Source organism: Paenibacillus oleatilyticus, from assembly GCF_018998565.1.
Lineage (GTDB): Bacteria > Bacillota > Bacilli > Paenibacillales > NBRC-103111 > Paenibacillus_G > Paenibacillus_G oleatilyticus.
This window is the reverse complement of record NZ_JAHNZO010000022.1, coordinates 83,040-103,739: the sequence shown is the minus strand read 5'-3', so window position 1 is coordinate 103,739 and position 20,700 is coordinate 83,040. Positions and strand designations below refer to the sequence as shown.

Annotated in this window: 17 protein-coding genes; 5 read left to right on the top strand and 12 right to left on the bottom strand. The window is 47.8% G+C overall.

From position 1 onward, the window contains the following. Window positions 1-26 precede the first annotated feature (26 nt). Together KQX66_RS24850 and KQX66_RS24845 are read right to left on the bottom strand one after the other, a co-directional pair. Entirely contained in the window at window positions 27-887 is an 861-nt protein-coding gene (locus KQX66_RS24850) for an ABC transporter permease (protein WP_216795516.1), read from the bottom strand. A 145-nt stretch (window positions 888-1,032) separates the two neighbouring features. Next, the gene (locus KQX66_RS24845; RefSeq protein WP_216795491.1) at window positions 1,033-2,676 is read right to left on the bottom strand and encodes an extracellular solute-binding protein; all 1,644 of its coding nucleotides are present in this window, start codon (window positions 2,674-2,676) and stop codon (window positions 1,033-1,035) included. Window positions 2,677-3,100: 424 nt separating this feature from the next. Here KQX66_RS24845 and KQX66_RS24840 point away from each other — a divergent pair, with 424 nt between their 5' ends. Beyond that, complete coding sequence (locus KQX66_RS24840) at window positions 3,101-5,701, top strand: DUF4855 domain-containing protein (RefSeq protein WP_216795490.1); 2,601 nt, start codon at window positions 3,101-3,103, stop codon at window positions 5,699-5,701. A 220-nt stretch (window positions 5,702-5,921) separates the two neighbouring features. Here the strand turns inward: KQX66_RS24840 and KQX66_RS24835 are convergent, their stop codons facing one another. Beyond that, window positions 5,922-8,330, bottom strand: a complete 2,409-nt coding sequence (locus tag KQX66_RS24835; protein WP_216795489.1) for an S-layer homology domain-containing protein — start codon at window positions 8,328-8,330, stop codon at window positions 5,922-5,924. A gap of 1,563 nt (window positions 8,331-9,893) precedes the next feature. On the opposite strand from KQX66_RS24835, the gene KQX66_RS24830 reads away from it, so the two are divergent. Further along, window positions 9,894-11,042: a response regulator gene (locus KQX66_RS24830; RefSeq protein ID WP_216795488.1), complete on the top strand. Its 1,149-nt coding sequence runs from the start codon at window positions 9,894-9,896 to the stop codon at window positions 11,040-11,042. A 70-nt stretch (window positions 11,043-11,112) separates the two neighbouring features. On the opposite strand, the gene KQX66_RS24825 is transcribed toward KQX66_RS24830, so the two are convergent. The 9 genes from KQX66_RS24825 to KQX66_RS24785 form a co-directional block, all read right to left on the bottom strand. After that, complete coding sequence (locus KQX66_RS24825) at window positions 11,113-12,510, bottom strand: SMI1/KNR4 family protein (RefSeq protein ID WP_216795487.1); 1,398 nt, start codon at window positions 12,508-12,510, stop codon at window positions 11,113-11,115. Between the two features lie 57 nt (window positions 12,511-12,567). Next, window positions 12,568-13,365: a hypothetical protein gene (locus tag KQX66_RS24820; protein WP_216795486.1), complete on the bottom strand. Its 798-nt coding sequence runs from the start codon at window positions 13,363-13,365 to the stop codon at window positions 12,568-12,570. A gap of 80 nt (window positions 13,366-13,445) precedes the next feature. Then, window positions 13,446-14,297 carry a DMT family transporter gene (locus tag KQX66_RS24815; RefSeq protein WP_216795485.1) on the bottom strand — a complete coding sequence of 284 codons (852 nt, stop codon included), beginning with the start codon at window positions 14,295-14,297 and terminating at the stop codon, window positions 13,446-13,448. Next, a complete protein-coding gene (locus KQX66_RS24810) occupies window positions 14,294-14,713 on the bottom strand; it encodes an NUDIX domain-containing protein (protein WP_216795484.1) in 420 nt (139 codons plus the stop codon). The genes KQX66_RS24815 and KQX66_RS24810 overlap by 4 nt, the downstream gene beginning before the upstream one ends. 45 nt (window positions 14,714-14,758) lie before the next feature. Beyond that, window positions 14,759-15,448 carry a class I SAM-dependent methyltransferase gene (locus tag KQX66_RS24805; protein WP_216795483.1) on the bottom strand — a complete coding sequence of 230 codons (690 nt, stop codon included), beginning with the start codon at window positions 15,446-15,448 and terminating at the stop codon, window positions 14,759-14,761. A 133-nt stretch (window positions 15,449-15,581) separates the two neighbouring features. Beyond that, on the bottom strand, window positions 15,582-15,998 hold the full coding sequence (locus tag KQX66_RS24800; RefSeq protein WP_216795482.1) for a hypothetical protein: 417 nt from the start codon (window positions 15,996-15,998) through the stop codon (window positions 15,582-15,584). Window positions 15,999-16,170: 172 nt separating this feature from the next. Beyond that, on the bottom strand, window positions 16,171-16,416 hold the full coding sequence (locus KQX66_RS24795; RefSeq protein ID WP_253957419.1) for a hypothetical protein: 246 nt from the start codon (window positions 16,414-16,416) through the stop codon (window positions 16,171-16,173). Beyond that, a complete protein-coding gene (locus KQX66_RS37535) occupies window positions 16,413-16,490 on the bottom strand; it encodes a hypothetical protein (RefSeq protein ID WP_308647272.1) in 78 nt (25 codons plus the stop codon). Before KQX66_RS37535 ends, KQX66_RS24795 begins: the two co-directional genes overlap by 4 nt. 296 nt (window positions 16,491-16,786) lie before the next feature. Next, entirely contained in the window at window positions 16,787-18,115 is a 1,329-nt protein-coding gene (locus KQX66_RS24785; protein WP_216795481.1) for a helix-turn-helix domain-containing protein, read from the bottom strand. Between the two features lie 306 nt (window positions 18,116-18,421). Between KQX66_RS24785 and KQX66_RS24780 the strand changes: the two genes are divergently transcribed. The 3 genes from KQX66_RS24780 to KQX66_RS24770 all read left to right on the top strand — a co-directional run bounded on the left by KQX66_RS24780 (window position 18,422) and on the right by KQX66_RS24770 (window position 20,598). Continuing rightward, complete coding sequence (locus KQX66_RS24780; protein WP_306665892.1) at window positions 18,422-18,655, top strand: helix-turn-helix domain-containing protein; 234 nt, start codon at window positions 18,422-18,424, stop codon at window positions 18,653-18,655. A gap of 298 nt (window positions 18,656-18,953) precedes the next feature. Next, on the top strand, window positions 18,954-19,529 hold the full coding sequence (locus KQX66_RS24775; protein ID WP_216795479.1) for a sigma-70 family RNA polymerase sigma factor: 576 nt from the start codon (window positions 18,954-18,956) through the stop codon (window positions 19,527-19,529). Then, window positions 19,519-20,598, top strand: coding sequence for a hypothetical protein (locus tag KQX66_RS24770; protein ID WP_216795478.1), 1,080 nt, complete (start codon window positions 19,519-19,521; stop codon window positions 20,596-20,598). The genes KQX66_RS24775 and KQX66_RS24770 overlap by 11 nt, the downstream gene beginning before the upstream one ends. The last annotated feature ends 102 nt before the right edge of the window (window positions 20,599-20,700 follow it).

The window sequence follows — 20,700 nt, the reverse complement described above, 5'->3', positions numbered from 1 at the left end:
GCCTCCTTTCTGATAACGGACGAAGCTTAGAAAATCCGGTAATTCGCTACGCGATAAGCGAGTACATAGGAAATGGCGATCAAGATGAACGATACGACGGATTTCAACAGACCTACCGCCGTGGCGAAGCCGAATTGCGCCTGCTGCACCCCCATGCGATAGACGAAGGTGTCGATAATGTCCGCGCTTTCATAGACCGGCGGGCTGTACAGGTTGAAGATTTGCTCGAAGCCGGCATTCAGGACGTTCCCGATATTCAGCGTCAGCATCAGGATGACGATCGGCATCATTCCGGGTAACGTAATATGGAAGGTTTGCTTCCATCGCCCCGCGCCGTCGATTTCCGCCGCTTCATAGAGCGACGGGTTGATGTTGGTTAACGCAGCCAGATATACAATCGTGCCGAAGCCGAATTCCTTCCATACATCCGACAGCACCATCGCATACGGAAACCAGGCGTTGCTTCCCAAGAAAAAGATAGGCTGGATACCGAATAGCCCCAGAAATTGATTGAGAATGCCGGACGATGGAGACAACACATCGACCAAGATCCCGCTTAACAGCACCCACGATAAAAAGTGAGGCAAGTAGACGAGCGTCTGGAACGTTCGCTTGATCCATTCTCTCCGCAGCTCGTTCAGCAGGATGGCCACCGTGATCGGCACGACCAGACCGGCGATGATTTTCATCACGGCAATATAGACGGTATTGAAGAAAATACGCCCGATATCGGGATAATCGATCAATAATTGAAAATTTTTCATCCCGATGAAGGGTGAGCCGAACAAGCCTCTGTTCGGAATATATTTCTGGAAAGCCATGATGAGGCCCGCCATCGGAACATAGCTGAATATCACCACCAGCACGATTCCCGGAATCAGCATCATATGCAGAGGCCACTCCCGCCTCCACATCCGTATCAGTCCATTCACGCCATTCACCTCGCGTATGCCTAAAGATGTTGTTGCCGCACCATGAAAAAAAGAGGGAGGGACGGTGTACGCCCGATCCCTCGATTCGCCCGGATAGCCGTTATTTCTTCGTTTTGTACCATTCGTTCACTTCTTTGGTCATGGCATCGCCGCCAAGCTTCTTCCATTCTTCCACGAACTTATCGAATTCATCGACCGATACTTGATTCATAATGATTTTAAAATAGACCTCGTCCCGCTTCTTGAGCAAAATTTCTTGTCTCTCGGCCATGGTCGGCGTCGGCGCGCCATAAAATTTGTTTTGCAGGTACTGCTTGTTCTTCTGGATGGCCGGAATAAGCGAATACACGCCATTCGGACCCGAAATCAGGTATTCCCACCACATGCTCGTATCGCCGTTCACGTACTTCAGCGCACGCTCATATCGCGTTTTCTGGTCCTTCGACTCCAGAATACTCGTATCCTTGTTGGCAATCGCTTTAGGCAGCACCTCGCCGTTGTTGTCGATTTGCTTGCCGACGCGCAGCGGATTGATCAGCCAGTAATTGTTGCCCTTTTCTTTGCGGTCTTTACCGAACTCGTACACCTTCTGCTCTTCGGTCGGGTGGTTGTCGACGGCGATCCATTGGTTCAGCAGCTTGATGACGCCCTCCGGATGCTTCGCTTTTTTGGAAACGACGTAATATTCATCCACACCCAGTCCGATTTGCGATAAAGCCGGGTTGCTGTCCACCGTCGGAATAGGGAACACGCCCCACTCCTGCACCACTTTCCCGTCCTTTACGGCGCCTTTGACGAGCTGGGCCGGCGTCCACGATGCGCCATAGACCATCCCGATGCCGTTGCTGTAGATGAGCTCAGCCTCTTTCTCCGCATCCTTCACCGCAAATTCGGGATCGATCAACCCTTTCTTGAACATGTCCTGCAATGCGGCCAGCGCCTGCTTTACCTGCGGCTGAATATCGCTGTTGACCAGCCCGCCCTTGCCATCCTCGATCCAAATATTTTCATAGGCATGGTATCCATTAAGGAAAGCCCGCAATCCCGTGACCCCGGTATCAATATGAAAAGGATTTTTGCTGATCGCGAGTCCGTACGGCTTCCCTGTACCGCCAGGATCTTTGGTTTTAAAAGCCTCGGCGATCGTCATCATGTCTGCCATCGTCTTGGGCTCGGGCAAATTCAGCTTCTTCAGCCAGTCCGTACGCACATACAGAAACTGGTAATTGTACGGATTATAGGTGTTGGGAATCGCCATCAGTTTATTATCGAACATGGCCGTCTTCATCTGCATGCCGCCGTCCATCGTCAGATACTTCTTCGTTTCGTCCGTGGCATACTTGTCGTACACTTCCGTCAGGTCCATGATCATATCGGCTTCGGTCAGCTCTTTCAACTGCGTCGCGTTCACCGGGAAAAAGTCCGGAAGATCGCCGGATGCGATCGTAATTTTGACCTTTTCCTTGAATTGGCTCGTATCGGCTACCCACTTGTTGGTCACTTTGACGCCAATGTCTTTTTCATACGCATCATATACGGCGTTCTTGGTAAAGTTCTCGCCTTCGTCGAACTTCAGATATTGATCGCTTGGCGAAACCGTCGAAACCTCGATCACACCGTTTCCTTGGCCGGACGCCGCGTTATCCGCTTTGTTTTCCGATTCGTTTGCGTTGTTGCTGCATGCCGTAACCGCCAAGCTCATCGCCAATGCGGCGAACGAAAGCGTCTTCGTTGTCTTCTTCATGCTACCCCTCCAACTTATGTTACAAGTCTCCGGTTGTCTTCCTCCGAGTGTTTCCTTCAGTATGGATAATGCCACCTTCATAGTTCAAGTATAGGCAGGGGACGCGCCTTCAACCATATACTACTCTTTACTTTCGTATACACCTCTTGACGTAGCCGTGCCTTGTACGGAAGCAAACAAGTAAACAATTGTATACAAAAGTCATAACTTATCTCTTTGAAAACAGGCCCGGATTTCTTATTCTTACAGTAAGAAGATTCCTGCATGCGTCAAGCGTTGACCGCGAAGGAATCGCCAGGAAAGGAGGCTCTGCCGCATGAATGGACCCGAGGTTTGAACGAAACGTCTCCTGTAAGCTGGATTCGAACGTGATCTATCCAGAGCTTGATGCTGCATTAACTCAACGTTGGAAGGAGCGGGATTGATGGGATTGAAAATAAAATGGACAGCCGCTGTTATGACTGCCGTCATGTTCTTGTCACAGATTTCGGCCGTGCAAGCGGAAGAGGCGAAGCCTAAGGAACGTAATCTTGCTTTAGGGCTGAATTATACATGGTCGCAAGCGCCGGAAGCGGCGCATCCGGATAATAACCGGAAGCTGACGGACGGAAAATATGGCGCATTGGATAAGTCGGACCCGGCGTGGGTAGGACACGTGCAGAAGATGACGCGCGAGGTCGTGTTCGATCTGGGCGAGCGAAAGTCGATCTCGAAGGTTAAAGCGCATTTCTTGCAGGATTGGCCGACGAACTCGATTCTTGTGCCGTTGTCGGTATCGATGTATGCCTCTGACGACAGCCAAAATTGGGGAGCGCTTTCACACAAAGCTACCCAGCTTCTCTGGGGAGACGGACCTCCGAGACAAGAGACCTTTGAATGGGACGGAAGCCGGGACGGCATCTACAGCGACAAAACCGTTACGGGGATGGTTTACACCCGTTATGTGAAAGTTACCTTCCCGATGCATACCCGGGCGTGGAGCCTCATCGATGAAGTCGAGATTTGGGGCACGGATGGAAAGGTAGCAGGAGCGGTAACAGTGCCTCCCGATCAAGTGGGCTTCTTAAAGCCGGGAGAAGCGACAGCCGGCATCAACCATTTAGGCTTGCTGTACAACGGGCATTACAAGGATAATCTGGGGGACTGGACGAAAGAACGGATCATTCCGAATATCAGCTATGTGAATCAGGCCGGGCAGCCGGTGGATCGGCTGTTTGACGGCGTGCTGTTTCTCGGTCTGACTTCGCCGGCCGGCCGAGGCTACGACGGAAGAGCCAATCTCGAAGATTGGCAATGGTATCTGAATAAGACTTTCGCCGCAACCGGCGACATGCAGCAGCTCAACGAAGCGACCAAGGAGGTCGGGGCCAAGCTGGGGCAGCCGGATTATAAGGAAAAGGTCGTCCTGATGATTCCGGACCCGGGGGAGTACTTGAACGATTTTGGCGTCGTGAACGGAGAGTCTTTAAGCTTTAACGCTTCGACGGTCGGGGAAGAGAAGGCGTTCGCCAATCGGGAAAAAGCGATCCAGTGGTGGCTCGATCAAGTGAAGCAAAAATGGGAAGCGGCTCGGTACTCCCACCTGGAGCTTGTCGGCATGTACTGGCTGGAAGAGCAGATCAGCACCAGCACGAAGGGCCCGGATTTGCTTCGTTCGACGAGTGCCAAGGTTCATAACATGGGCCTGAAATTTTTCTGGATTCCGCATTTCCTGGCTTACAAGAGCTTTATGTGGAAGGATGTCGGCATTGATGCCGTCAATTTCCAGCCGAACTATTTCTTCGAGGAAATGGGCTATGACCGTCTGGAGGATGCCGCCAACACCGCCAAGCGGTACGGGATGTCCAACGAGCTGGAGTTCGACGATCGCATGCTGACGGATAGCGTCTTCCGCGACCGGTATATCGATTACTTGAACAGCGGTGTAGAAACCGGCTTGATGCAGGAAGGCTTCAAAGCGTATTACCAAGGCAACAATGCCGTATATAATACGGCGGTGAGCACCGATCCGACCAACCGTGTGATGTACGACTGGCTGTATCAATTCGTCAAAGGCACGTATGTCAAAAACACGGCCGTCGCGCCGGAAGCCGAAGTGCAAATGAACGGGAAAACAATTCAAAGCAAAGCCCTCGTGCCGGACACGGAGCCTGTTCAGTTTGCATGGAAAAGCAATGACGGCAGCGGGCTGACGAAGGTCACTGCTACGTTTGACGGCAAGCCTTACACGGAAGGAACCGTCATGAATCTGGCAGGCAAGCTTGGAAAGCATGAGCTGATCGTTACCGTGATTACGGCGGGTAAATCCCGAAAAACCTCTTATGTGATTGAAGTGTCCACCAGCGCAGCAGCCATGAAACAATTAGCCGACCGTTTCGCGGCGGAAAACCAGATCACGAATGCCAAAGCGGCTCGTGCGCTCATCAAAGACCTGGAAATGATGACCCACCTCGAAGGGTCCAATCCAACGAAGTTTATCGATTTTTTGAAAGTATTTAACGCCCGGCTGGATCGTGTAAAGGAAGAGCACATGATTACGGATACGGCGTACAATGCGCTCAAGGAAGGCGTCTATTACCTGATCGGGAATTTGGCCGAAAATAAAAAGGCCGAAGCCTCTTCGGTGGAAGGCGATAAGCCCGGCTATGCCGCAGAGAAAGCGGTTGACGGCTCCCCTGTTACGAGATGGGCGAGCGAATACAGGGACAATACGTGGTTCCAGGTCGATCTCGGCGCGCCGACGGACATCGATACGGTGAGAATCGATTGGGAATACGCCCGGGCGAACACGTTCCAGCTGCTAGTTTCGAACGATAAGCAGAACTGGACCAACGTGACGCAGGAGAATGGCGGCATCATTACGGCAACGGACGGGAAACAAACGGTTCATTTTAACCCGGTCCAAGCCAGATACGTGAAATTCCAAGGCATCCAAAGAGCGACGGATTACGGATACTCCTTCTATGAGTTTGGCGTGTACAGCCTTTCCGGAGCTAAAAAGCTAGCGACGTTCGACGAGCAGTAAACGTAATGCAGGGGAGCGTGCTTCCCCTCCCTTTTTCCTGTGCAAAAACGGCCCTTGGTCGCAATCTTGCGGCAAGGGCCATTCTTTATTTGCAAGCGAAAACCCACCGCGTAAGGTTGGCAGCCTAACGGTGGGTTTCGCATGAGTTAATCTCTGCGCGCCGTGGGTGTCCACAGCCTTTTTGTCCCTAAAGTCTTTGCCGTTGCAGCGGCAGGGTAGCTTACTTGTCGATCAGATTGGTTGTCTTGAGCAACCTTGCGATTAATGCCGTCACTTCGGCGCGCGTCATATTCGACTGCGGGCTCAGAAGCTGCGGCCCGTTGCCTTGCACGATTCCCGCTTCAATCATCAGAGCGATATCCTCTCTCGCCCAAGCAGATACCTTTTTCGCATCTTCATATTTCGCCAGCAGAGCATCGGTCTGTTCCTGACTCAACGTGGCTTTTGGCTCGATCAATTTGTAGGCCCGGGCAATCATCGCCATGCCCTGCTCTCTCGTGATTTGCCGGTCGCCGTAGAAGTTGCCGTCCTCGTAGCCGCGGACGATATCGAACTCGTTCGCAATCGCTACGGAGCTGCGGTACCAAGCGGAATCCGAAACGTCAGGGAACTTGTTTTGCGGTGCATTTTGACGTTTCAAACCGAGACCGGTCACGACAATCTCCGAGAACTCGGAGCGCGTTACGTTGCGATCCGGCGAAAACGTATTGTTCCCGGTTCCGGCAAGATCGAGTCTCGCCGCAATATTGTTCACGTCCGCTTTGCCCCAGTGGCTCTTTACGTCATCGAAATCTTGCGGATTCCAGATGACCGAATAGGAGCCGTGGCTGTGCAAGTCTTTAATCAATGCATAATAACGGCTGTTGATCTTCGTTACTACCGTCGGCACATGGAACACGCTGCCGTCCGGATTTACGATAACGCCTGTCGTAATGCGGTTCGGATCGATGCCTTCCGGCAGCGCGATGTATTTCGCCGCGTATCCGTTCAATTGCCCCGCTCTTACCATCTTGCCGTCATGCGAGAAGGTCATATCCAGATCGACCGGAGTTACCAACAGTTCGTAGCCTTCCGCTGCCGCTTTGTTCTTGGTGTTGGTAATCAACGTGTCCGAAGAACGTGCGATATCGATACGAACGGCAATATCGCCGAGCGCCGCGTTGCCCAACTGCTTGGACACCGCGCTCAAATCCATTTTTCCGCCTGGAACTGGGTAGATCGCCAGCGGGTTGCTGATTTCGAGGCTTGCTCCCTTATCGGCAAGCTGCTTCACAGTTCCTGCCGTCAATCCGTCTACCTTCATATCGCCATCTTTCGAAGAATGAATCGCAAGCTTCTGTCCGTTCCCTTGCGATAATGCCTTGTTCAGCTTGTCCAAATCCACTTGAACCGAAGTCACCTTGCGGTCTCCCGAGGTGGATTCTTTCCCCGTTGCAAACGCATCGTCTTTGCCGTTCACCGAGGTTTCGATTCCCGAGCCATTTGGTGTTGTCGAACCTCCGGACGAAGACGAACCTGTAGAGGTTGAAGGCGTTGTGGTGCTTCCGCCGCTGCTGCTATCCGAGTCTCCGCTGTCGCTAGATTCCCTTGTAATCGTCAACGTATATTCCGTTACGTTGCCTTTGGCGTCCGTAACCTTCACAACAATCGTGTTCGTTCCTACATTTAAAGGCAGATTACCGCTTGCCGCACCATTAGCAGCTTCCTGCCAAGGGCCATTATTGACCGAGATTTCAATCTTGGCGTTCGGATCAAGCGGCAACGAGCTTACCGTCACGCTGTAGACGCTATTCGTTACGGAAGCCGTATACTTGGTCGTGCTTCCATTAAACGCCGGCGATAATCTGATCGGCGTTCCGTTCCAGCTGTTGAGCTGCAGTCCCGTCAAGGAGGAATGATCTGCAGTGTTAACCGTCAGTTCTTTACTTACGGTGCTGGACTTCCCGTCTTTCTCAGCCGTTACTTTCACCGTGTAGTTGCCATCGGCCAAATTGACTTCCGGGATATAGCTCCAGTTGCCATACGTGTCGGCCGTAACCGTCCCTGTAATCCCATCCGCGATGTTGACCGTAATCTTAGAGCCTGGCGCTGCTGTTCCTTTGAATACTGGCTTAGATACCGTTATGTTGCTGCTGGCCGGCTCCGTAATTTCCAATGCCGGCTCTCCGACCGAAGTCCGAATCGTAGTGGCTGGGCTAACGGCAGACGCCATCTGCGTCGCTGTCGCTTTCACCCGCGTCACAAACGTATGGTCGGTACCTGGTGTCAGTCCGTTAAAGGTTGGACTATCCTGCCAAGTTAACCCGCCGTCCATACTGTATTCCTGACCGCTGACTGGTTGCAGTGTAATGCTCGTAGGCGTCACGCTGTTTGCTGCTGGCGCACTCGGTGCGGCCGGTCCATCCCCTTTCGTAACCACTGCCGTTGCCAGACTCGTTACGCGGCCTACCGCATGCGTACCATCGGCGGTGACCGTCAGGGTGATGGTCGCGCCCAGGTCGTCTGCGGTTAACGTGTAGCTTGAACCCGTCGCATTCGTGATGGCGACTCCGTTTCGGTACCACTGGTAGGTCGGTACATTACCTGTCGTGTCCGGCGTATACGTGATTCCTGTTACGTTCGCCGTCAACGTCTGACCCGCCTTGGCAATGCCATCGATTGTTACGCTACCTCCCATTACTGGAAGAAGTTTGATATCTTTTGTGGTAGTGATGATGTTGCGAATGACACCGGAATTATACTCGACAATAACTCCTGGATCTTTATATGCGCTAGAGCCACCGTGAGTATTATTTACGCCTAAGTAACGTACTGTAGTATTATTGGTGTCTAGCAGAAGCGTAAGATGGACGTAGTCGTTTCCATTAAAGTAATAATAAGGCGGTGACTCAAGATTTGTATGCAGACCGTTGTTTGATACATAATGTGTCGCGCTATCACTAGAAGTGCTCCAACTAGGTGCTGTAGTTGCGGTAGCGCCAATAAAGCTTATAAAGTACCAGCCTCCTGTAAAGGGACTCTTAAATTCTTTAAACATACTGGAAATCGCTAACATTTCTGTAGCGCCAGCATCACCTGCTGCTGGTTCTACAAGATGTCCGTTATTGTTTGTTGCAGTAATCACAGCATCGTAAAAAGTCATGGTACTCTGTCTTGCCACATATACAAAATGGCGTCCATTGTAGGTACGCACAGAGGTTTTTCCATCGGTCAATGGTGCCCCTGGCGTTACATTTATTGTGACACTTTGGGTTTGCCCTGAAACTTGTGTAAATGTCATATTTCGAATTACAGCTTGAATATCTTCATAAGTATTGCCACTTGAAAAGTTGAACACTCTATTAGTAGGTGTAGATTTGTCAGAAATAACGCCACTAATTTTTATGCCATTCGTTAACTCGGTAATACCGCTTGAAAGAGCTCCAACAGCAATTGAGCCACTATTGACCGCCACAGTAAAGTATCCGCCTTTTACATCCACGACGCCTGTGCTGCCAAATGCAGCATTCGGCAGCTGATAGGTCGCTTCGGTTACTTTAACAGGAATACCAAGATCAAGTGTTGGTGTTGCCGCTGCTCTTACTTCTAATGGATGAAAAGGGATCATCGTCAATACCATGATGATTGCCATTAGCAAAGATAAAATTCTTCGATTTGTTAATTTCATCTTTTGTTCATTCCTGCTGGCGAAAGTATATAGAAATTCTATACTCGCAGATTTCTTTCTATTCAGCAGGTTTTCTCCCTTCTTTTTAAATAATTTGTCGACTACTTCTAACTCGAGCGCCTCTGCTTTCGCTTGAGTTATTTTATTTCTTCGTCTGCAGTCTGGAACGGATGTTGCACCCTGCATGCAATTCAACAAGAAAAGCCATTTGCTGAGCCTGCCTTTCGACCGTAGCCTTGTAATTACTCACCTCCAAACATGGTGCATCTTGTCATTCACCTCATTGAATCCGGTGAGCTTTACCATTCAGTCCAAATTTTTCCTACCGTGTGCATCAGCCCGGAATTTGCGCGCATACGGCTTGGAAAGTTCACCGATGCAAACGTTATTTCAAGAGCTATCTACTAGTGTACCAACCCAACATAAACAAAACCTAGACAGCGTCTGTTCAATATATTCGCATGAATGCCGATATAAGAATTGTGAAAGCCATTACAAGCATCAACTGTCAAGGAGGACGCTCCTGTGAAAGCCATATTGGTTGACGATGAACATTTAGCATTAATGGGACTTAAAAAAGCGATTGAGCGTGAAGCAAACGAAGTCGAGATCGTTGCTACCTATTCCGATTCCACCGAGGTCATGGCAGGCGTATTGGCTCATCGCCCCGCTGTGGTGTTTCTTGATATCCATATGCCGGATATTAACGGTCTGAATCTGGGGAAGCAGATCCAGGCGGCCGTTCCCGGTACCGAAATCGTATTTGTGACCGGTTACGATCAATATGCCGTGCAGGCTTTCGAGCTTTACGCCCTGGATTATATTATGAAGCCGCTACAAAAGGAGCGTCTGCGCCAAACGATTCTGCGGATAAAAGAGAAATTGGCTATCAGAGGCACCAGGAAAACACAGGACACGACTTCCCCCATGATTTGCTGCTTTAACCAGCTTCAGTTTAAGCTGCCCGGCATAGACGCCCAAAGTGTTAAATGGCGTACAAGCAAAGCGCAAGAGTTATTTGCCTATTTGCTCCATCATCGGGACCGCACTATCAATCGAAGCGTTTTGCTCGAACTGCTATGGCCGGAGCTGGAAGAAGCTAAAGCAGCGCAGCATCTCTATACAACGATTTATCATGTACGTCAAACCTTGAAAAATTCCAACATGGATACGGTTTCCATAAACAGCGGCAATTTGGAGGCGGGGTACAAGCTTGACCTGGGGGAGGCCAGGGTAGATACAGAGGAATGGGAATACGCCATGAGGCAATTGGGTGTCCTGGATGCAGGTACAGTTGACGCCTATGAGCATGTGTTGAACTTGTACAAGGGGGACTATCTGGGAAAATACGATTACCTCTGGGCCGAACATGAACGGGAGCGGTTCCGATTGCTGTGGTTGTACCATATGCGAAAGTTATGTGAGTTCTACGAGCAGCAAAAAAAACCGAAAAAAGCCATCCAAGTCCATCTCCGTATTCAACAATTGCTTCCGGACGAGGAGGAAAGCTATTTCTCGCTGATGAAGCTTTATGATTGGATTGGCGACAGGATCGGTGTGGAAGAGCAATATTTGCTCTTGAGAACGAAAATGGAACGGGATTTGGAGATGCCGATGAGACCTGACATTACGGATTGGTATACACGTTGGAAGTTCGTGAGCCTTACTTCCTAGATCAGCCACTTCGAGTTTCGTACGGAAGCCCCCCGGCGCCGCGCAGGTTTCGGTCCGGAGGGCTTTGAATTTAAGTCGCAGATGCGAATGCTTTCAGCTTTTCCAGCAATTGCTTCGTTGCCGTATCCTTGAACGTAAGCGCATCGCTTGTCCTGCCAATCATGCCTTGCCGGATTCGATCGTCCAGCCAGTCCGTAATAAAGCCGGGAGCATACCCACCCGTGCTAAACGATCCGCCGAAAGCGATCATTTTCTCATAGGCCTTCAGATACTGTTCACGATTGGTCTGGGGATAAGAATTGGTGTACAGCCAAAACTGCAGGTCATACATCAACGTAGAGAGCTCGTCCGCATGGAAAGCGAAGTACCCCTTTTCCTCTACAATTCGGGTACAAATCGCACGGATGATCTCCTCCATGTTATCGACCTCGGTGACGCGGGCACACAGCTCCGAAAGCAGCGGGGAAAATTCTTCATGGGTCACCTTCCGCAAGTCCTCATACTTCCCTTCCTCCGAGGTATCATAGACATCGTGATGCACCAAGCTGCGGACAAAGACCTCGAAGTTTTCGGCCAAAAACGTAATTTCATAATCGCATTCCTGATCGACGTGGACCACCTCGGGCTCTCCATGCCTGCCGCATTTCCGATAATCCAGCATCACGACATCGTGACCTGCCGAAGGGCAATCACAAATGACCACGCCAATATCGGGATAGCCCCATTCTTCAATCATAAACTTACTGCCAAATTCTGCGCAGAGCGAATAGGGCTTTTCGCGCCCGATCCCCATGATCCCCGTAATCGCAATATGGTCTTCCGCCCAAGACGTCGCTTCCTCCGTAGGGAAGCAAGTGTTGACCGGCACACCGCCGTTATGCAATTTCATCATCGCAATGTAAGAGGCCGGCAATTTGTAGCCCAGCTCTTGTTCGATCGAAGCAATAAGCTCATCCGTAGGCGGCTCGCTGACGTATTGTTTTAACGCGTAGTCGCTATCATCCCAAAAGCTCGACAAGTCAAACCCTTCAAAGGGGATTTTTCCCGCCTCGTGCTTTCTTCCTTGCTCGTTCCGGGCCTGTAGGGCCAACGACTGCTTGCGTTTGCGGTTCATTACGGCGAGACCATGACGGCTCTCTACTAAAAACGACAGCGTGGCCTGGTCCTTGGGGGCCAGTTGATCGGCGGTTTCGAATTCTCTTACAGCGTCCTCGTATTGTTCCAGATAGTAGTAGGCATAGCCTGCGCGGAAATGCCACAGAGGGTCGCTGCCGCCTTGCTTCTCAATCGTCAAAAGCTGCTGCAGCGCTTCCTCGTAACGTTCCAGATTGTTCATCGCTCTCGCCAAATGACTGATGCAATCATAATCGCGATCCTGTTCGGGGATTTCCAGAATCCGAGCGATGATTTGTTCAAATTCATCTTCTTCATGCCAGAGGTTTAGCTGCTCCAATAGGTTTTTATCCATACTCTTCCTCTTCTCGTTAGTAAGGTACATGGTCTACAGATACAGTTGAAAATAAACCTACAGAAACGCACCGAAGTAAAACTCCAGCGCCTCCCGGGAATACCGGTCACTTCCCTGCCACTCCGCAACGGAGTTAAAATCGTGACTCCCTCCCCGGAGCTTGCGGGGCGTATCCTGCTGGGCCAGCAATCCGGCATATCCCCATATTTCCATCGTTACATCCCGCTCCTGCTTGCTCGAAGGAAACGCATCCTTCCAGCGCTTCTCCAACTGCCGGGCGCCTTCATGTTCCGCACAGTCCTGAATCGCTTCAGTCATTCGGTTGAGCATGGCAGCATCCTCAGCGGTAACCTCGAACGCTTCTTCTTCCTTGCTGAACAATTCGAGATCCAGCCAGCAGTACAGAAGCTGGTTCAAGCGGACGCCTCCCCATTTGACCCGCTCGAAATTCAGCACGTTCAAATCCGCATGGACATAATCCCGGTCCGACATTAACCTGTGGAAATTGCAATCTCCGCAGCTGCTGTAGTTCGGCCGCACCGCCCCCCGCTGCCCGCAGGTATGCAGAGGCAATTGGGACGTCAGGGCCCAGCTCGACAGAGCGCTCCGCAGATGGACTTTTTTCGTAGACAGACTGTGCAGGAACGCAGCGGCTACCCGTTCCTTGGTAATCGTTTGATGCAATTCATGCAGCCGTTCGACCAATTCATCATGCGTAATCGTAATGGGATCGAACATCAGCCCTTTGCTTTTGGCATACAGGAAATCCTCGCCGGCAAAGGTATACGGCCGATCCTTCCAACCGCGGGATGACCAGAAGGTGTTCATGAGTATTTTTTTCGCTTTTTTATCCATGTTTTTTCTCCAAATGAATTTCTCGTTGCATGTGAGACATGAGTTCCCCCATATCATAGCACATTTTGGAAAAGCGTTGGTTACTCTTGCTTCAGGTTCAACCAAATGACCGAAACGACAATCATCACGCTGCCTGCGATAAATTTGGCCGTAATCTCAATCGGGAAGAAAGGATACGAATACAAGAACACAATGACAGGGTTCAACGAACGGATCAGATTGGCTACCGAGAATTTGATGTATTTAATGCTTTCGTAGAACAGGATAATGCCCAGAAAGCCGCTGCAAAATGCCGCAATCACAATGAACAGCAAGCTTTCTCCGGCGAAAAAAACCTTGTAATCTCCCCGAGCAATCCAGATAAACGCGCCGATCAACAAGGTAGAAATGATCTGGTTGTAAAATAAAATAATGGAGGAATCGATCCGATCCACCAGCTTCTTCGCCAGCAAATTGGTTAACGCAAACAAAAAGGTGTACAGCAGCCCCAGCATAATTCCCATCATATTATTGTTGGACGATCCCGTATTCACGACCAGAAAGGAACCTAAGATACAAATGACGATCGGAAAATAACTCGACGATTTGATTTTTTCACGGAGGATAAATACGGCCAAGGCCAGCGAAAAAATAATATAAAACCGGCCGATTAAGCCAAACGCGATCGGTCCCAGCATAAACAAGCTGAAATATTGGCACACGACGCCGATGGAGTTGGTGACCCCCAGCAGATAGATTCTTTTGTCGTTAACGAACGCCAGTCTTTTTTTTCTGATCCCTAAAAACAACAAGCAGAATAAAGCGGAAAACAGACTGCTGTAAAAGCTGGCGACCATCGGGTCGATCGACGATAGAGAGAACATATTGGTCAGCGGCGAGAGGCTCATCACCAGGACGGAAGCAACGCTGAGTAGAACGCCTTTAACTTTCATACTACATGTTCCTTGATATGGCTGAAGATCGATTTGTAAATTCCGTCTGTAAACGACAATTCCTCTTCGCTCGGCAGCGTTGCCGATAATCGGACTTCCGTCGTTTCGGAGAATGCGGGAATCTCCTCGAAATACAAGACTTCCGCGGCGGAAATAATCACGTTCTCATGGTTAGCCAATGTATAGTAGCCTACAACCTGTATATTTTCGATCACGGCGCCGGCTTCTTCCCAGGCCTCCCTCTTGGCAACCTCCAGAATCGTTTCGCCGTCTTCCTTCTTTCCCCCTGTAAATTCCCACTTTCTTTTTTTGTTTTTCACGAAAACAAATTGATCTTTATAATGTAAAACAACCAAAACATACTGATACGTCTCAGGACATTGGTCGTAATGGATTTCCATATCGTCGATCATCATGACCTTCACCTTCTTATCATTTTTAAGCGAGCATCGAGCGTTCCCCTATTGCTTTTTCTTCAGGTGAAGAAATAAATATCTGCCGCTCTGTTTATTGAATTTGTGAATCACATTATCCAGCAAGGTCCATACACCCTTGTCTCCGACGCACGGAACGACTTTGCAGCACAGCACATCAAATTTGCCGTCCAGAAACTCATAGATTTCCTTTACGGACATTTCCTTCTGAAAACCGTAGTTCCACAGGTTTAGCTTCTCATACCATTGACGCTGCCACTTAAAAATCGAATTCGCATGGGACCAGACCATGATGGCTTCCCCGGAGCTTTCCAAATGGTCGAACAACGTCTGCAGGCCTGTCTCATAATTATGAACATGCTCCAGCACGCTGAACGCCATAATAAAATCATGCTGTTCGGCATGATCCGTCATCGGAGCATTCAAGTCGTGCTGCTTAAAGCTGATATGGCTGTAATTCGCCAGATTTTCTTTGGACTTGAGCAGTGCATCTTCCGAATAATCGTATAATCTCACGCTTTCAATACTGGGATATCGGTTGATCAATTCAAGCGTCATATAGCCTCCACCCGCCCCGAAATCACCGACTTTTTTATATTTATGAAAGTTGACTCCCAAGCTTTCGTATATGTTAAATTTCTTCAGCGCCTTGTTGTTCCTTACTTTCTCCAATGCGTAGTTATCTTTTTTCCATACGACGTTCCACACCTTTTCCATACTTGGAATCACCCTCCAATTTTTTCTATCTGCATTATAGCCTTAGCCATGGAAGGTGTATATAGCAAATGTAGTAGATTTATGTCGATTTTTCAATTTTATGCTCTTTTTCATTTATTAGTTAAAACATAGTTTATTTTAAGTGAATTATTTTGAATAAAGCGCGATCTGAGAAAAAGAAAAAGGGTGCTCCCCCCATGGGATACCCCCCAATCACCGTTCGGTTACATCGCCAATAATCAGAAGTACATTTATTTCCGACCAAATCGACTTCTCTTTCCCATATACCGGCCGGCTGAATTTGATTGTGTTCGATTTTTATACCTTTTTTGTCATTTCTGGCTTCAGCTAAGACACGATCAATATCTTTCTGATCCTTGTAGTTTTTTACGGTAACTTTCTCCGTGTAGCCAACATGATGAATGATTCTTGTTCCTTCTTTCAAGTTCTCAAGGGCATTACTCTCGTTCTCGGATGATGCAGCTCCCGCAGAAAAAGCGCAACTTAAAAGCAGAACAGCAGACAAAGCTAAAGAGACCATTTTTTTCATTTTAATTCCACCTTTGTTTTTGATTGAATAGAAATACAGAGCAAAAAAGAAACACCTAACCTATAGTGCGCCGTCTTTAAACTAGTCCATTTTAGCCCCCCAAACCAAGGAGTATTTGGAGTTTTTTTCAATCCAACTACCTCAACGGAAAGAAACAAAAATTTTGCACACGCTAGTGTCCCATGTTGTTCACCCGATAAAAAAACAATCGCTCGCGTAGAAGTTCCTCAACTTGCTCATCGCTGTAGCCAAGCTCGGCCAATCTTCGGGCAGCAAACCCGGCACCTGTCGATGCTCTGTATACCGCGTCATGTAAATCCTTAATGCCGTATAACCGTTCAAAGATTGCGCCGATCCGGGCAAGGTAAACAATCCGCTCCTCACTTTCCCCGACCAATAACTTTTCATACTTCATCATCCACACACCTTCAGCTTAGAAGAAGACTTTTGAGCCATCAGAATATACCGATCTAAACGCTGGCTGAGCTGCACCACCTCCTTATCGGAAAACGAACCTTTTTTTCAACTAACCGTACCAATTGCCGCTGTAGTTTTCTGATGTTCCACTTTAGCTTTTTATTGATATCACCCTTCCCTTGAAATCAATTATAATACTTAAATTCCAAATAAAGGGCATTCAAGCTTTTTGAATAATTTTTTGACTATAAAAAAAGCATTCCGCTTTGTGCAGAATGCTGAGCATCCCCCTCAGGGTGCTTAATTATTTGTCAAAATTATACAACCAAATGCAAAATTGTATGGATAGTGGGATTTGGCATCTTGTGCGGTTAATCAGCCCAAAGCGTGATGGATTCATAACACTGGACTTGTTCTTCTGATGCATATTTTCGATGTTTCTCAAATAAAGAGATGCAGCGGGCCAAGTCCTCATATCGCTTCATGTCCAAGCATAGGAAAATACAGAGTAACGTTTCTTTCACCCCGTTTTCGTAACGCCCTTTATTAAAGTCATAAATAGCTTTGTGATACCTATATCGAAGATGTCGTTCCGCAAGAATCGGATCGTGGTTAAATAAATCGAAACGTGCAATGGAGCTAGAAAAACGCGCCAGCACATGGTCAACATTGAATCCATATGTATTCGCTGAAGCAATGATAGCATTCAACCCGGACACAACGTCATTTAACCGGTTAAGGCTCTCCAAATAATCGGCATATTCATTAACCATGCTCTTGTTTCCAGTTAACATTTCAAGCGTGTATAAGTTCGCTTTCCCCCAAACCTTAAACTGCTCCACTTCTTTCTGACCGGATGCATCAAGAGGTTCTAACCATTCCAGATCAGCATAGCTGCGTACATATTTTTTCGACTGCTCATATAACCCTTGCCTTTCAAGCACAGCTCCTCTGTACAGAAGCCCCATACCGTAATAATAAACAGGATGCCGTTTAGGCGCTACCTCTTTATCCCCGCATAGAACAGTGCTTAGCTCCACCAGCTCGCCCGCATATTCTTTAACCTTATTCCACTTTTTCAACGAATAACAAGTTCGCGCTAATTGTAACAACGCGTCCAGACAATAACTCTCTGGCAATCGGTTTCGAAACGGATCAAATCGGATAACGGCCTCCCAATTCTTTTCCACATCCGTACCTTGGGTTGTAATAGTAAATAACCGGTAGTGACTCATCGCCAGCATTTCGGAAAAGCTGTCTTTGACGTTCTGCACGACAAGCTCATAAAAACGTTCCGATTCTTTTTGTTTTCCTTTATGAAATAGCTTCTCTGCCGCAGCAAAGATGATTTGCACGTTTTTCGGGTTATCGAGAATTTTAGATACGACCGCGTCAATACAATCATGTCGGCCCACTTCCGCACATCGTACCAAATAAGGAACTAGCCGAGGCCGGGACAATCTTTCTTCGGAGATGCATTCTTCTGTGTACAGCTCATACAACCATCCGGGCACCTTCCCTAAAATTTTGCCCAAAGCATCCAGTTGGTTTATCGTCATTGATCGGGAAATGCCATTCAAGGCGCTGCTCAGATTACCTGGATTAATGCCGGTGAGTTCCGCCAATTGATTGATATTATAACCATGCAGCTTCATTTGGTCTTCAATTTCCCAACGCAAAGAGCGATTAACGACCCGCACGAAAAACCAAACCTCCCCTAAAAATATAAAACAATATTACCACAATATTCCATAAGAGTGAACTGAAAAAATTACATTTGTTAAAATGAAAAGATTGATGTTTACTTATAGTAAAATTCGCTCCTTCCATACCCTTCAGCCACTCTTGATAGATCTGGTTTGGTGAAGCTATCCAAAGTTCCCCCTTTTTTTGGTGCGTTGGTTTGTAAATACTTGGTGTGTCACTAGTAATTATAATACGTGTATTATAATTAACCAAATATATTTTATTATTTAAATATCTCGAAGTGTTTATCATAAGAGTAAATGCCGATAAGGGAGCTTCAAACCATTGAAATGAAATTAGTCGACGCGCGGAAACAAAAGCAATTATCCCAAGAAAAAATAAGCCGAATCATAAATGTATCATTGAAGCACTATCAAAACATTGAATACGGCATTACGATACCAACCGTCACCATAGCTTTGCATATTTGCGAAGTTCTTGGGATCGATCCGCGAGAGGTTGACGAATGGAAAGATAGACGGCAGCCATTCTAAAATGCCCAGAAAATCGGAATTGCCGACGAGATCCGGATTGAATTTTTGTATAGGGGTCCCGCCAACGTTTTAAAGAAAATATACACTAAGGGCTGTTCAATAGTTAAAAAGCCGGGTTTTCCTACTCTAAGGAATCCGGCTTTTGTTTTATTCTCGTAGTGGACGTAATGATTGTAGTCTTCCTGATCGATGGCCGCCGACACTCAGCCGCTTGCAAAAAACTAAGAAGGGAACCGAACCTTTTTCCGAAACAGAGACAATATAGGATGTAAGCTGCTTACTCAGGAGGGCCCTCTGAATGCAAAGTGAATATATGTACCAATTACTCATAAAAGTGAAGGCTGGTGATCAACAGGCGTTTCAAACGATGTATGATGCCACCTATCGGGATGTCTACCGAACCGTCTCCTTTCTGATGGATCATCAGCAGGATCGGGAAGATGTCATGAATGAGATCTATATGCAAATGTGGACCTCACTTGCCAACTACGATACGAACCGTCCTTTCCACTTCTGGCTGCACGGCTTGGTCATCCGCCAAGTGCAGCGATTTCGGGTCAAGAGCTGGAGGAGATTCCGAATTTTTGAACGCATCCGTATCTTCTCCCGAGAAGAGCATCATTGGGATGAGCCCACGGTGATCATGGAGGGGACGAACCGAGAGATATCGCAGGCAATCCAAAAACTGACCGACAAACAGCGAACGGTGATCATCCTCCGCTTTTTTCACGACTATACACTTGAAGAAATCGCGACATTGCTCGGTATTCCGCTGGGGACAGTCAAATCCAGATATCATGCTGGCCTCCAGGCGCTTCGAAAAAACATAGGGAATCTCCCCCTGGAAAGGATGGAAAAGACCAATGCCTATTGAACGAAAAATCCGTGAACATCTGCTCAAAGAGGCAGAAACGATGGAATGCCCTCCGGCCATTTCCAAACGAATTGAACAATCGTATTCTCAATATTTGCAACGAAAAAAGAGCGAACCAACCATGAAAAAACGATTAATTGGTGGAATAGTTGCTGCTGCGATTTTGATTCCAACCGCAGCATTTGCGGCCCCTCCCCTGATTGAAATGATTACAAGAAAACCAATGACTGCTGAACAAGTCAAGGTGGATGAGGTTGGCAAAGCAACACTTGAGAAGCTGTACAGCGCATTTCCCGAAACAAAATCGTTTGAGATTATCGATGCAAGCTACCTTGGAGACTCCAATAATTCAACCGATAAGAAAACGATCCAACAAAGCATCGTACTGCAGGAAAAAGGAGGAACCGGCAAAAAGCTTACCCTTCATACTAACGGTATTACGGGTGAGATTGAAGACCTGACTCAAGAGAATTGGGAGCCTAAGGAGAAGCCGCTCATTACTTTAAGCGATCAGCAAATCAAGGCGAAGGTAGATTCTCTCATTGATAAAATGTATGGCAACATCAAGGAGTACGAGGTTGCTATGGAGCAAATGGAGAACCCGGATCAAAAAACGTTTATGTTGAATTACACCAAAAAGGGATCAAAAACACCGTTCTACCAGGTATTCGTTCAGGGCAATACAATCAGTGTTGGGGTGGTCGGAGGCGACCCTACACCTTCGAACATTAAAGTAGAAGGTTATTTCACTTTAAATGGTCAGCCTGATCATTCTGCTGATAACTTTTTAAACGATGAAAAACTGTTTTCGTTGCTAAAAATGAGTCCGACAGATTTAAAACAAGAATTGGCAAAAGGTAAATCTGTTGTGGAGGTTGCAGCATCTAAAAATGTCTCAAAACAACAAGTGATTGATGTGATTGCAAAAACACAGGTTGAAAAACAGTTTCAAGCTGAACAAAATGGAGCAACTTTAAGCGATCGTTTCATGGAACAAATGATGAAAGAAATTGAACCAAAAGTATTATTCTTTATTGAACACAAAACTGAAACACCATGGAACAAATAGCAAGGCAAGGCGGATGAGGTTGGCAATATATCGTTTGAGAAGCTTTATTCAAGGTATACAATTCGTGTTGGGGTAGTCGGGGAATAGGAGTTCAATAACCTC